Here is a 12,424-nt window from a genome sequence, read left to right as displayed (position 1 = left end):
TGTCCGGCATGAGGCATTGGCCGGGGCGGACAGTGCAAGATCGCGGGAACGGCGGTCACCGGGCCGGGGGCGGGGCGGCGGCCGCGGCGCGGGCGACGGCCCGGGGCAGGGCCGGGCCCCGGTAGATGAAGCCCGTGTAGAGCTGGACCAGGGCGGCGCCCGCGTCGAACATCCGGGCGGCGTCGTCGGGGTCGAGGATGCCGCCGACGCCCACGACCGGCAGCCGCCCGCCGGTCTCCCGGTGCACGAACGAGACCACCTCGCGGGCCCGGTCGGCCAGCGGCCGGCCGGACAGGCCGCCCGCCTGGGCGCCGCGCTCCCGGTCGGCCGGGGCGAGACCGTCGCGCGCCAGCGTGGTGTTGGTGGCGATCACCCCCGCCGCACCCCGGGCCAGGCAGACCTCCAGCAGTTCGGCGATCGCCGGCTCGGTGAGGTCGGGGGCGATCTTCACCAGCACCGGCTTCTCCCCCACCAGCGCGTCGAGCAGGGCGTCCAGGTGCGAGCGGTCCTGCAGGGCGCGCAGCCCCGGCGTGTTCGGCGAGGAGACGTTGACCGCGAAGTAGTCGCCGTGCCCACGCAGCGCCCGGTAGGAGGCGAGGTAGTCCGCCACCGCCTCGTCCAACGGGGTCACCTTGGACTTGCCGAGCGAGATGCCCAGCGGCACCCCGAGCGGGCGCGGCAGCGCCGCCAGCCGGGCCGCGAGGGCCTCGGCGCCGGCGTTGTTGAAGCCCATCCGGTTGACCACGGCCTCGCTGTCGGGCAGCCGGAACAGCCGGGGCCGGGGGTTGCCCGGCTGCGGGCGCGCGGTGACCGTGCCGACCTCGACGAAGCCGAAACCCAGCGCCGGCCAGGCCGGCAGCGCCGCGCCGTCCTTGTCCATCCCGGCGGCGAGCCCCACCGGGTTGGGGAACTCGACGCCGAACACCGTGCGCGGCGCCCGGACGGCGTACCGGGCGCGCAGGGCGGCCAGCGCCGCCGGCCGGCGGGACAGTCCCGCCAGCCGGTGCAGCGTCCACTCGTGCGCGGCCTCCGCGTCGCCCGCCCCGATCCGGAACAGGCCGGGGCGGACCACCCTCTCGAAGATCACCGCGCGCTCCCCCAGGTCCGCCGCGGGCCGGCCGTCCGATCGGCGGTACGCGTGCCCGCCGCCGTCCGCACGACCGGCCCGGGACCGGCGGTCACTCGGCGGCCCGCAGGGCGGCGTGCAGCTCCTGGAGGGGGCGGACCTGCATGTCGCCGCGGATGCGCGCCTCGATGCCCATCACCGCCGCCGCCGCGCCCGGCACCGTGGTGATGCACGGGATGTCCGCCGTGACGGCGGCGCTGCGGATCTCGTAGCCGTCCGAGCGGGCGCTCGCGCCCGAGCCCTGCGGGGTGTTGATGACCAGGGCGACGTCGCCGCCGAGAATCAGCGACACCGCGTCCTCGCCCGCGCCGGACTCGTAGTGCTTGCGGATCTGCTCGCAGGCGATGCCGTGCCGGCGCAGCACCTCGGCGGTGCCGGTGGTGGCGACGATCTCGAACCCGAGGTCGGCCAGGCGCTTCACCGGGAAGATCATGCCGCGCTTGTCCCGGTTGGCGACCGAGACGAAGATCTTCCCGGCGGTCGGCAGCGAGCCGTACGCGGCCGACTGCGACTTGGCGAAGGCGACCCCGAAGGCCGTGTCGATGCCCATCACCTCGCCGGTCGACTTCATCTCCGGCCCGAGCAGCGAGTCCATGCCCTTGCCCGTCGGGGTGCGGAACCGCTTGAACGGCAGCACCGCCTCCTTGACCGCGATCGGGGCGCCGGCCGGCAGCGAGCCGCCGTCCCCGGTGGCCGGGAGCAGCCCCTCGGCGCGCAGCTCGGCGATGGTGGCGCCGAGCGCGATCCGGGCCGCCGCCTTCGCCAGCGGCACCGCCGTGGCCTTGGAGACGAACGGGACCGTCCGGGACGCGCGGGGGTTCGCCTCCAGCACGTAGAGCACGTCGTCCTTCAGCGCGTACTGCACGTTGAGCAGGCCCCGCACGCCGATGCCCCGGGCGATCGCCTCGGTGTAGCGGCGGACCTGCGCCACGTGCGAGCCGGCCAGGGTGATCGGCGGCAGCGAGCAGGACGAGTCGCCGGAGTGGATGCCGGCCTCCTCGATGTGCTCCATGACGCCGCCGAGGTAGACCTCGCCGTCGGCGTCGCAGAGCGCGTCCACGTCGATCTCGATGGCGTCGTCGAGGAACCGGTCCACCAGCACCGGGTGGTCCGGGGAGATGTCGGTGGCCCGCCCGATGTAGTCGCGCAGCGTCGCGTCGTCGTAGACGATCTCCATGCCGCGCCCGCCCAGCACGTACGACGGCCGGACCAGCACCGGGTAGCCGATCTCGTCGGCGATCGCCTTCGCCTCGTCGTACGAGGTGGCGGTGCCGTGTGCCGGGGCGCGCAGCCCGGCCCGGGCCAGCACCGCCCCGAACGCGCCCCGCTCCTCGGCCAGGTGGATCGACTCCGGGGAGGTGCCGACGACGGGCACGCCCGCGTCCTTGAGCCGCTGCGCCAGGCCCAGCGGGGTCTGCCCGCCGAGCTGCACGATCACCCCGACCACGCCCGGCCCGCCGGCCGCCCTGCCGGAGGAGTCCTCCGCGTGCCAGACCTCCAGCACGTCCTCGAAGGTGAGCGGCTCGAAGTAGAGCCGGTCGGCCGTGTCGTAGTCGGTGGAGACCGTCTCCGGGTTGCAGTTGACCATCACGGTCTCGAAACCGGCGCCTGCGGCGCCGGAAGCGGACGCAGCGGCTGTGCCGATCGGCGCGCTTCGCAGCGCCTGCACCGCGTGCACGCAGGAGTAGTCGAACTCGATGCCCTGCCCGATCCGGTTCGGCCCGGAGCCGAGAATCAGCACCTTCGGCCGGTCCGACCCGACGACCTCCGTCTCGGAGTCGTAGGAGGAGTAGTGGTAGGGCGTGGTCGCCTCGAACTCGGCGGCGCAGGTGTCCACGGTCTTGTAGACCGGGCGGACGTCCAGGCGGTGCCGCAGCGTGCGTACGCCGTCCTCGGCGGCCAGCTCCGGACGCAGCGCGGCCAGCTGCCGGTCGGACAGGCCGGCCCGCTTGGCCCGGCGCAGCAGGTCGCCGTCGAGCACCGGGGCGTCCACGATCTCCGCGCGCAGCTCGACCAGGGCGGCGATCTGGTCCAGGAACCACGGGTCGATCCCGCCGGACGCGGCGGTCACCTCGGCGATCGAGGCGCCCAGCCGCAGCGCCCGCTCCACGGTGTAGAGCCGGCCGTCGTGCGGCATCCGCAGCGCGGCGAGGGTGTTCTCCTTCGTCGCGCCGGCCGGGTCGGGCAGCGTCCAGAAGCCGCCCGCCTTGGTCTCCAGCGAGCGCATCGCCTTGTTCAGCGCCTCGCTGAAGTTGCGGCCCAGGCTCATCGCCTCGCCGACGGACTTCATCGTGGTGGTCAGCTCCGGGTCCGCGCCGGGGAACTTCTCGAACGCGAACCGGGGGATCTTCACCACCACGTAGTCCAGCGTCGGCTCGAACGCCGCCGGGGTCTTCAGCGTGATGTCGTTGGGGATCTCGTCCAGGGTGTAGCCGATGGCCAGCTTCGCGGCGATCTTCGCGATCGGGAAGCCGGTGGCCTTGGAGGCCAGCGCCGACGACCGGGACACCCGGGGGTTCATCTCGATCACGACGATCCGGCCGTCGGCCGGGTTCACCGCGAACTGGATGTTGCAGCCGCCGGTGTCCACGCCGACCTCGCGCAGCACCGCGATGCCCAGGTCGCGCAGCCGCTGGTACTCCCGGTCGGTCAGCGTCATGGCCGGGGCCACGGTGACGCTGTCGCCGGTGTGCACCCCCATCGGGTCCACGTTCTCGATCGAGCAGACGACCACCACGTTGTCGTGCCGGTCGCGCATGAGTTCGAGCTCGTACTCCTTCCAGCCGAGCACGCTCTCCTCGATCAGCACCTCGTGCACCGGGCTGGCGGCCAGCCCGTCGCCGGCGATGCGGGCCAGCTCCTCCGGGGTGTGCGCCATGCCGGAGCCGAGGCCGCCCATCGTGAACGACGGCCGGATCACCACCGGCAGGCCCAGCTCGGCGACGGTGGCCTCGACCTCCTCCATCGAGTGGCAGACCCGGGACCGGGGCACCAGGCCGGACGGGTCGTCCAGGCCCAGCCGTACGCCGGCCTTGGCGACGATGTCCTTGAACAGCTGCCGGTCCTCGCCCCGGTTGATCGCCTCGATGTTGGCACCGATCAGCTCGACGCCGTACTTCTCCAGCACGCCCGCCTCGTGCAGGGCGACCGCGGTGTTCAGCGCGGTCTGCCCGCCCAGGGTGGGCAGGATCGCGTCCGGGCGCTCCTTGGCGATGACCAGCTCGACGAACTCCGGGGTGATCGGCTCGACGTAGGTGGCGTCGGCGAACTCCGGGTCCGTCATGATCGTCGCCGGGTTCGAGTTGACCAGGCTGACCCGGATCCCCTCGCTGCGCAGCACCCGGCAGGCCTGGGTGCCGGAGTAGTCGAACTCGCAGGCCTGCCCGATCACGATCGGCCCGGAGCCGATCACCAGGATGTGCTTGAGATCGGTCCGCTTAGGCATGTGTACGCCCCTCGTTCTGGGTCCGGCCCTCGATCAGCTCGGCGAAGCGGTCGAAGAGGTAGTCCGCGTCGTGCGGACCGGCTGCCGCTTCCGGGTGGTACTGGACGGTGAAGGCGGGCACGTCCTTGGCCCGCAGCCCCTCGACCACGTTGTCATTGAGGCAGACGTGACTGACCTGGACGCCACCGAACTCGGTCTCGATCACCTGATCGGGTACGACCGCGCCCTGCCGCGCGCCCGGGACCTCGACCGCGAAGCCGTGGTTGTGGCTGGTCACCTCGACCTTGCCGGTGACCCGGTCGAGCACCGGCTGGTTGATGCCGCGGTGGCCGTAGCCCAGCTTGTACGTGCCGAAGCCGAGCGCCCGGCCGAGGATCTGGCTGCCGAAGCAGATGCCGAACAGCGGCACCTTCCGGCGCAGCACCTCGCGGGCCAGCGCCACCGGCGCGTCCGCGGTGGCCGGGTCGCCGGGGCCGGGCGAGAAGAAGACCGCGTCCGCGCCGGTGGCGAGCAGGTCGTCGATGGTGGACGTGGCGGGCAGCACGTGGGTGGTGACCCCACGCGCGGCCAACCGGCGCGGCACGTTGCGCTTGATGCCCAGGTCCAGCGCGGCCACCGTGAAGCGGTGCTCGCCCTCGGCCGCCACCACGTACGGCTTCGCGGTGGTCACCTCGGCCGAGAGGTCCGCGCCGACCATCTCCGGGGCCTGCCGCACGCGGGCCAGCAGGGCCCGCGGGTCGGCCTCGACGCTGGAGATGCCGACCCGCATCGCGCCACGCTCGCGCAGGTGCCGGGTCAGCGCCCGGGTGTCGACGCCGCTGATGCCGACCACGCCCTCGGCGGCCAGCCGGTCCTCCAGCCCGCCGGTGGCCCGCCAGTTCGAGCCGATCCGGGCCGGGTCGCGGACCACGTAGCCGGCGACCCAGATCCGGCCGGACTCGTCGTCCTCGCCGTTGACGCCGGTGTTGCCGATGTGCGGGGCGGTCTGCACGACCACCTGCCGGTGGTAGGAGGGGTCGGTCAGGGTCTCCTGGTAGCCGGTCATGCCGGTGTTGAAGACGGCCTCGCCGAAGGTCTCCCCGGCGCTGCCGTACGCCTCGCCGTGGAACGTGCGCCCGTCCTCCAGGACGAGGATCGCGGAACGTCTGCGGTTGCTCATGCTGCGTCTCCTTCGATCCGGACTGCGGGGCTCCGCTCCGCTGCACTCCTCGCTCGGATCACTTGACAGCCTTTCCGTCCAGGACCGTCGGCTCGCCACGCAGGAAGGTCGCCACGATGCGACCTGGCAGCGTCATGCGGGCATACGGGGTGTTGCGACTGCGACTGGCCAGTTCCGCCGGCTCGATGGTGCGGCGGGCGGCCGGGTCGACCAGGGTCAGGTTGGCGGGCACGCCGGGCGCCGGGTCGAGGCCGTGCCCCTCCAGGCCGGCGATCCGGGCCGGGGTGCGCGACATCCGCTCGGCGATCAGGTCCCACTCGGGGCCGAGCACGTCGAGGGCGATGGAGAGCGCCGTCTCCAGGCCGAGCATGCCCGGCCGGGCGTACGCCCACTCGCACTCCTTGTCCTCCACGGCGTGCGGGGCGTGGTCGGTGGCGACGATGTCGATCACGCCCTCGACCAGGGCGGCCCGCAGCGCGGCGATGTCGGTCGCGGTGCGCAGCGGCGGGTTGACCTTGTAGACCGGGTCGTAGGTCTCCGCCCGCTCGTCGGTGAGCAGCAGGTGGTGCGGGGTCACCTCGGCGGTGACCCGGACACCCCGGGCCTTGGCCTGGCGCAGCACCTCGACGCTGCCGGCGGTGGAGACGTGGCAGACGTGCAGCCGGCTGCCGACGTGCTCGGCGAGCAGCACATCCCGCGCGATGATCGCCTCCTCGGCGACCGCCGGCCAGCCGGTCAGGCCGAGCCGGGTCGACACCTCGCCCTCGTGCATCTGCGCGCCCTCGGTGAGCCGGGGCTCCTCGGCGTGCTGGGCGATGATCCCGTCGAACGCCTTCACGTACTCCAGGGCGCGGCGCATCAGCTTCGGGTCCGCGACGCAGTGCCCGTCGTCGGAGAAGATCCGCACCCGGGCCGCCGAGTCGGCCATCGCGCCCAGCTCGGCGAGCTGCTCGCCGGCCAGGCCGACGGTGACCGCGCCGATCGGCTGCACGTCGACCAGCCCGGCCTCCCGGCCGAGCCGCCAGACCTGCTCGACCACGCCGGCGGTGTCGGCGACCGGCGAGGTGTTCGCCATCGCGCAGACGGCGGTGTATCCGCCGAGCGCCGCCGCCCGGGACCCGGACTCGACGGTCTCGGCGTCCTCCCGGCCCGGCTCGCGCAGGTGGGTGTGCAGGTCGACCAGGCCGGGCAGGGCGACCAGCCCGGTGCCGTCGACGACGGTGGCGTCCGGCGCGTCCAGCCCGGCGCCGACGGCCGCGACGACGCCGTCGCGGATCAGCAGGTCGGTCGGCGCGGCGCCGACGACGCTCACGTTCTTGATCAGGTACGAGCTCACCGGTTGTTCCCCCCGAGCAGCAGGTAGAGGACGGCCATCCGGACGGAGACCCCGTTGGTGACCTGTTCGACGATGGTGGAGCGGGGCGAGTCGGCGACCTCGGGCGTGATCTCCATGCCCCGGTTCATCGGGCCGGGGTGCATGACGATCGCGTGCTCGGGCAGCCGCCGCATCCGCGGGCCGTCCAGACCGTAGCGGCGGGCGTACTCGCGGGCGGACGGGAAGTAGGAGTCGTTCATCCGCTCCCGCTGCACCCGCAGCATCATCACCACGTCCGACTGCGGCAGCACCGCGTCGAGGTCGTAGGAGACGTCGGTGCCGGGCGCGAGCGCCTGCGCGACGTCGATCGGGATGAGGGTGGGCGGACCGACCAGGGTCACCTTGGCGCCGAGGGTGGACAGCAGCAGCACGTTGGAGCGGGCCACCCGGCTGTGCAGCACGTCCCCGACCACCGCGACCGACAGGCCGGCCAGCCGGCCCAGCCGGGAGCGCATCGTGTACGCGTCGAGCAGCGCCTGGGTGGGGTGCTCGTGGGTGCCGTCGCCGGCGTTGACCACCGAGCCGTCGACCCAGTCGGCGAGCCGGTGCGGTGCGCCGGAGGCGGGGTGCCGGACGACCACCGCGTCGGCGCCCATCGCCTGGAGGGTCAGCGCGGTGTCCTTGAGGCTCTCGCCCTTCGCCACGCTGGAGCCCTTGGCCGAGAAGTTGATCACGTCGGCGCTGAGCCGCTTCGCCGCCGCCTCGAACGAGATCCGGGTCCGGGTCGAGTCCTCGTAGAAGAGGTTCACCACGGTGCGCCCCCGCAGCGCGGGCAGCTTCTTGACCTCCCGGCCGGCGACGGTGGCCATCTCGGCGGCGGTGTCCAGGATCTGGGTGGCCGTGGCGGCGTCGAGGTCGGCGCCGGAGAGCAGGTGCCTGATCATGCGGGCGTCCCCCCGTACAGCTTGACCTCGTCGGTGCCGTCGGTCTCCGCGAGGGTGACCTTCACGCTCTCCGTCAGGGAGGTCGGGATGTTCTTGCCCACGTAGTCGGCGCGGATCGGCAGCTCGCGGTGCCCCCGGTCGACCAGGACGGCGAGTTGGACGGACGCCGGTCGCCCCACGTCGTTGAGCGCGTCGAGGGCGGCCCGCACCGTCCGGCCGGAGAAGAGCACGTCGTCGACGAGGATGACCCGCTTGCCGTCGATGCCGCCGGGCGGCACCTGGGTCGGCCCGACCGCGCGGGTGGCGTGCCGGCGCAGGTCGTCGCGGTAGAGCGTGATGTCGAGCACGCCGACCGGGACGGTCACGTCCTCGAAGGTGCTGATCCGGGCGGCGAGCCGCTTCGCGAGCGGGGCGCCCCGGGTGGGGATGCCGAGCAGGACGGTGTTCGCGGCGCCCTGGGTCTTCTCCAGGATCTGGTGGGCGATGCGGTCGACCACGCGCTGGACGTCGGCGCTGGCGAGGATCACCTTCACCGAGGGTTGTCGCGGCGGCGACGACTGGGCAGCCGATGGGTAGGCCACGGCGGACCTCCTTCCCCGCCTCACGGGACGGGTCGTTAAAGGACGTCGGATTCCGGCGCCGGACCGCGAGCGGCCCGTACCGGGGCTTCACGCCACGTTACCAGTGGTCACCGCGCCAACCGCCGCCGGCCACTGACCCCCCAATCAGCCGACGAAACGGGACAACTCTCCCGACGGTCCCCAACGGTACGGTCACGACCACTTGACCACGTGTCGCAATCCCCGTACCGTCACGCTCCGTAGCGATCGCTGGGGAAACCCGAGCAGCACTGGGAGTGTCCGAATGCCCTCTGAATACGCCAAGTCTCTGGGCGCCCGCCTGCGCTCCATCCGCCAGCAGCAGGGCCTGTCCCTGCAGGGCGTGGAGGAGAAGTCGAACGGGCGGTGGAAGGCGGTGGTGGTCGGCTCGTACGAGCGCGGCGACCGCGCCGTCACGGTGTCGCGCCTGGCCGAGCTGGCCGACTTCTACCGCGTTCCCGTCTCGGAGCTGCTGCCCGACGGCAGCGGGGTGCGCCACGAGCCCACCAGCAAGATCGTCCTGGACCTGGAGCGGCTGTACGACGAGGCGTCCGAGGAGCTGGCCTACGTCGCCCGCTACGCCCGCGCCATCCAGCAGCAGCGCGGTGACTACAACGGCCGGGTGCTCTCGATCCGCGCCGACGACCTGCGCGCGCTCGCGATCGTCTACGACGCCTCGCCGTCCGGCCTGATCGAGCGGCTCACCGAGCACGGTGTGCTGGTCGCCGACCCGCGGGCGTTCTTCGCCTCCTGAGCCCGACCGCGAGAAGGGCCCGTGCCGTCCGGCACGGGCCCTTTCCGTCGTACGTGTCACCCGGCGGCCGGCGGCGGGGACGCCGCGGATGCCGGGAATGCTGCGGGCCGGCTCAGCGGGTGGCGTACTCGGCGATGCGGCCGAGGATCCCGTTGAGGAAGCGCGGGGAGTCGTCGGTCGACATCTGCCGGGCCAGCTCGACGGCCTCGCTGATCGCCACCGCGTCGTCGATCTCGTCAACGTAGAGCAGCTCGTAGACCGCGATGCGGGCCAGGTTGCGGTCGACCACGGGCATCCGGTCGAGCGTCCAGCCCTCGGCGTAGCTGGCGATCACCTCGTCGATCCGGTCGAGGTGCGCGGCCACCCCCTCGACCAGGCTCACCGCGTATCCCAGGTGCTCCGGCCGGGGCTTCTCGATCCGCTCGATGTAGCCGGCGAGCACCTCGACCGGCGGGCGGTCCCGCAGGTCGGCTTCGAAGAGCACGTCCAGCGCCCGCTTGCGCGCCTTGCGGCGCGCAGGCATCTGCTGCTTGGGACCCTCGGCCATCAGGCGCGGCCGAGGTAACGGCCGTCGCGGGTGTCGACCTTGATCTTCTCGCCGGTGGTGATGAAGAGCGGGACCTGCACGGTCGCGCCCGTCTCGACGGTGGCCGGCTTGTTGCCGCCGGTCGACCGGTCGCCCTGCAGACCCGGCTCGGTGTAGGTGACCTCCAGCACGACGCTGGTCGGCAGCTCGATGTAGAGCGGGACGCCCTCGTGGGTGGCGACGGTCGCCTCGGCCTCGGGCAGCAGGTAGTTCGCCGCCTCGCCGACCGTGCCGCCGGGGACGGTGATCTGGTCGAACGTCTCCAGGTCCATGAAGACGTAGTCCTCGCCGTCGGCGTAGAGGTACTGCATCGTGCGCTTGTCCACGGTCGCGGTCTCGACCTTGGTGCCCGCGTTGAAGGTCTTGTCGACCACCTTGCCGGACAGCACGTTCTTCAGCGTGGTACGCACGAACGCACCACCCTTACCGGGCTTGACGTGCTGGAACTCGACGACGGCCCAGAGCTCTCCGTCGAGGTTGAGTACCAGGCCGTTCTTCAGGTCGTTGGTGGTGGCCATTTCCTGCCTTGATCATCAATTGGCGGACAGACCTGGCAAGTCTACTAGTTGCGCCGCGCGCCGCTGCCCGCCGTCCACCGCCGCCCGCCCCCGCCGTATGTCCGTCGCCCGCCCGTTGTCGTCCGCCGTTGTCGTCCGTCCGTCGCGTCCGCCTGCCGGCGCCCGCCCCGAGCCGCCGGCCGCCTCCCCCACCCGCTCCGTCACTCTCCGCACATGGAGATCGCCCGCCGCGCCCACACCTTGCGCGCCCTTTGCTCTGCACCCACGGACGCACCACTCACCCTGTGTGACATTTGTCGCGCAGCGGCCCTCCGCAGCCGACCGAAGACTCCCAGCTCAGACCGCCGGTGCGTATTCGGGTGCAGAGCAAAGCGTCCGTGAGGCGTTCCACACACGCGAAGAAACTGGCGACGGAGAGTGACTGGCGTCGAGCGTCACTCAGCGCGACGACTGACCGGAATCCCGCCCAGGCGGCCGGTTGGCCAGGTGGTGCAGGGCCAGGCGGTAGCCGTCGACGCCGAGCCCGCAGATCACCCCGGTCGCGACCGCGGAGACCACGGAGTGGTGCCGGAACTCCTCCCGGGCGTGGATGTTGGAGATGTGCACCTCGACCAGCGGCCCCCGCAGCATGGCGCAGGCGTCGCGGACGGCGTACGAGTAGTGCGACCAGGCCGCCGGGTTGAGCACCACCGCCGCCCCCTCGTCGGCGGCGGCGTGCAGCCAGCCCAGCAGCTCGTGCTCGGCGTCGGTCTGCCGGACAACCACGTCCAGGCCGAGTTCGCGCCCGGTCGCCTCGCAGAGCGCCACGAGATCCGCGTAGCTCGTGGCGCCGTAGACGTCCGGCTGGCGGGTGCCGAGCCGGCCGAGGTTGGGGCCGTTGAGCACGTAGACCCTCATGCCGCGACCTCGCGGTAGGCCGCCTCGAGCAGGTCGTCCGCCGGGCCCTCGAGGATGGCGGGGCGGGCCAGCCCGTCCAGCACCACGAAGCGCAGCTGGCTGCCCCGGGCCTTCTTGTCCACCCGCATCGTGGCCAGCAGCCGGGGCCAGGCGTCGGCCCGGTAGCTGGTGGGCAGGCCCAACGCCGCCATCGCCGAGCGGTGCCGCTCGGCCGTGGCGGCGTCCAGCCGGCCGGCGAGCCGCGCCAGCTCACCGGCGTAGACCATGCCGACGGCCACCGCGTGCCCGTGCCGCCAGCGGTAGCCCTCCTCCTTCTCGATGGCGTGGGCGAGGGTGTGGCCGTAGTTGAGCACCTCGCGCACGCCCGACTCGCGCAGGTCGCCGGAGACCACGTCGGCCTTGACCCGGATCGCCCGTTCGATCAGCTCCCGGGTCACCGGGCCGGTCGGGTCGGTGGCCGCCGCCGGGTCCCGTTCCACCAGGTCGAGGATCACCGGGTCGGCGATGAACCCGCACTTGACCACCTCGGCGAGGCCGGCGGCGAGGTCGGCCGGGGGCAGGCTGTCGAGGGTGGCCAGGTCGGCGAGGACCCCGACCGGCGGGTGGAACGCGCCCACCAGGTTCTTCCCGGCCGAGGTGTTGATCCCGGTCTTGCCGCCCACCGCGGCGTCGACCATGCCCAGCAGCGAGGTCGCCACCGGCACCCAGCGCACGCCGCGCAGCCAGGACGCCGCCACGAAGCCGGCCAGGTCGGTGACGGCGCCGCCGCCCACCCCGACCACCGCGTCGGTGCGGGTGAACCCGGCCTCGCCCAGCTTGTCCCAGCAGGCCGCGGCGACGTGGATGTGCTTGCCCGCCTCGGCGTCCGGCACCTCGATCGGCAGCGGCGCGACGCCGGCCGCGCGCAGCCGGTCGCCGATCGCGTCGGCCAGCTCCTTGAGCGGGGGCGCGTGCAGCACCGCCACCCGGGTCGCGCCCGGCAGCAGGCCGGGCAGCGCGTCGAGCAGGTCGCGTCCCACCAGCACGTCGTACGGGCGCTCGCCGCCGACCGGGATCCGGGTCATTTCGTCCATCGCCGGCA

General features: G+C 72.9%; 11 protein-coding genes. 1 reads left to right on the top strand and 10 read right to left on the bottom strand.

Annotated elements, in window-relative coordinates:
* Window positions 1-55: 55 nt before the first annotated feature.
* From ACFY23_RS23610 to pyrR, 6 genes are all read right to left on the bottom strand, one after another.
* Complete coding sequence (locus tag ACFY23_RS23610) at window positions 56-1,087, bottom strand: quinone-dependent dihydroorotate dehydrogenase (protein WP_350684448.1); 1,032 nt, start codon at window positions 1,085-1,087, stop codon at window positions 56-58.
* A 91-nt stretch (window positions 1,088-1,178) separates the two neighbouring features.
* Window positions 1,179-4,571, bottom strand: a complete 3,393-nt coding sequence (gene carB, locus ACFY23_RS23605) for a carbamoyl-phosphate synthase large subunit (protein WP_350819303.1) — start codon at window positions 4,569-4,571, stop codon at window positions 1,179-1,181.
* Complete coding sequence (carA, locus tag ACFY23_RS23600; protein ID WP_350684446.1) at window positions 4,564-5,730, bottom strand: glutamine-hydrolyzing carbamoyl-phosphate synthase small subunit; 1,167 nt, start codon at window positions 5,728-5,730, stop codon at window positions 4,564-4,566. Before carA ends, carB begins: the two co-directional genes overlap by 8 nt.
* Before the next feature lie 58 nt (window positions 5,731-5,788).
* Entirely contained in the window at window positions 5,789-7,066 is a 1,278-nt protein-coding gene (locus ACFY23_RS23595; RefSeq protein ID WP_350684445.1) for a dihydroorotase, read from the bottom strand.
* Window positions 7,063-7,989, bottom strand: a complete 927-nt coding sequence (locus tag ACFY23_RS23590) for an aspartate carbamoyltransferase catalytic subunit (RefSeq protein ID WP_350684444.1) — start codon at window positions 7,987-7,989, stop codon at window positions 7,063-7,065. Before ACFY23_RS23590 ends, ACFY23_RS23595 begins: the two co-directional genes overlap by 4 nt.
* Complete coding sequence (gene pyrR, locus ACFY23_RS23585) at window positions 7,986-8,570, bottom strand: bifunctional pyr operon transcriptional regulator/uracil phosphoribosyltransferase PyrR (RefSeq protein WP_350684443.1); 585 nt, start codon at window positions 8,568-8,570, stop codon at window positions 7,986-7,988. The genes ACFY23_RS23590 and pyrR overlap by 4 nt, the downstream gene beginning before the upstream one ends.
* Window positions 8,571-8,853: 283 nt before the next feature.
* Here pyrR and ACFY23_RS23580 point away from each other — a divergent pair, with 283 nt between their 5' ends.
* Window positions 8,854-9,342: a transcriptional regulator gene (locus ACFY23_RS23580; RefSeq protein WP_091436620.1), complete on the top strand. Its 489-nt coding sequence runs from the start codon at window positions 8,854-8,856 to the stop codon at window positions 9,340-9,342.
* Between the two features lie 112 nt (window positions 9,343-9,454).
* Here ACFY23_RS23580 and nusB read toward each other — a convergent pair whose 3' ends face one another.
* The 4 genes from nusB to aroB all read right to left on the bottom strand — a co-directional run bounded on the left by nusB (window position 9,455) and on the right by aroB (window position 12,416).
* A complete protein-coding gene (nusB, locus tag ACFY23_RS23575) occupies window positions 9,455-9,865 on the bottom strand; it encodes a transcription antitermination factor NusB (RefSeq protein ID WP_176737511.1) in 411 nt (136 codons plus the stop codon).
* Window positions 9,866-9,888: 23 nt separating this feature from the next.
* Complete coding sequence (gene efp, locus ACFY23_RS23570; RefSeq protein ID WP_091095583.1) at window positions 9,889-10,446, bottom strand: elongation factor P; 558 nt, start codon at window positions 10,444-10,446, stop codon at window positions 9,889-9,891.
* A gap of 438 nt (window positions 10,447-10,884) precedes the next feature.
* The gene (aroQ, locus tag ACFY23_RS23565) at window positions 10,885-11,343 is read right to left on the bottom strand and encodes a type II 3-dehydroquinate dehydratase (RefSeq protein ID WP_350684442.1); all 459 of its coding nucleotides are present in this window, start codon (window positions 11,341-11,343) and stop codon (window positions 10,885-10,887) included.
* Window positions 11,340-12,416 carry a 3-dehydroquinate synthase gene (aroB, locus tag ACFY23_RS23560; RefSeq protein WP_350684441.1) on the bottom strand — a complete coding sequence of 359 codons (1,077 nt, stop codon included), beginning with the start codon at window positions 12,414-12,416 and terminating at the stop codon, window positions 11,340-11,342. Before aroB ends, aroQ begins: the two co-directional genes overlap by 4 nt.
* Window positions 12,417-12,424 lie beyond the last annotated feature (8 nt).

The organism is Micromonospora sp. NPDC000121 (assembly GCF_042899165.1).
In the GTDB taxonomy this organism is placed as follows: Bacteria; Actinomycetota; Actinomycetes; order Mycobacteriales; family Micromonosporaceae; genus Micromonospora.
The sequence above is the reverse complement of the archived record's forward strand: the minus strand, read 5'-3'. Positions and strand labels throughout refer to the sequence as shown.

Excerpts from the sequence above, each read along its gene's own strand:
- carB (WP_350819303.1), bottom strand. The coding sequence starts at position 4,571 with ATGCCTAAGCGGACCGATCTCAAGCACATCCTGGTGATCGGCTCCGGG.
- carA (WP_350684446.1), bottom strand. The coding sequence starts at position 5,730 with ATGAGCAACCGCAGACGTTCCGCGATCCTCGTCCTGGAGGACGGGCGC.
- ACFY23_RS23590 (WP_350684444.1), bottom strand. The coding sequence starts at position 7,989 with ATGATCAGGCACCTGCTCTCCGGCGCCGACCTCGACGCCGCCACGGCC.
- ACFY23_RS23580 (WP_091436620.1), top strand. The coding sequence starts at position 8,854 with ATGCCCTCTGAATACGCCAAGTCTCTGGGCGCCCGCCTGCGCTCCATC.
- nusB (WP_176737511.1), bottom strand. The coding sequence starts at position 9,865 with ATGCCTGCGCGCCGCAAGGCGCGCAAGCGGGCGCTGGACGTGCTCTTC.
- efp (WP_091095583.1), bottom strand. The coding sequence starts at position 10,446 with ATGGCCACCACCAACGACCTGAAGAACGGCCTGGTACTCAACCTCGAC.
- aroQ (WP_350684442.1), bottom strand. The coding sequence starts at position 11,343 with ATGAGGGTCTACGTGCTCAACGGCCCCAACCTCGGCCGGCTCGGCACC.
- aroB (WP_350684441.1), bottom strand. The coding sequence starts at position 12,416 with ATGGACGAAATGACCCGGATCCCGGTCGGCGGCGAGCGCCCGTACGAC.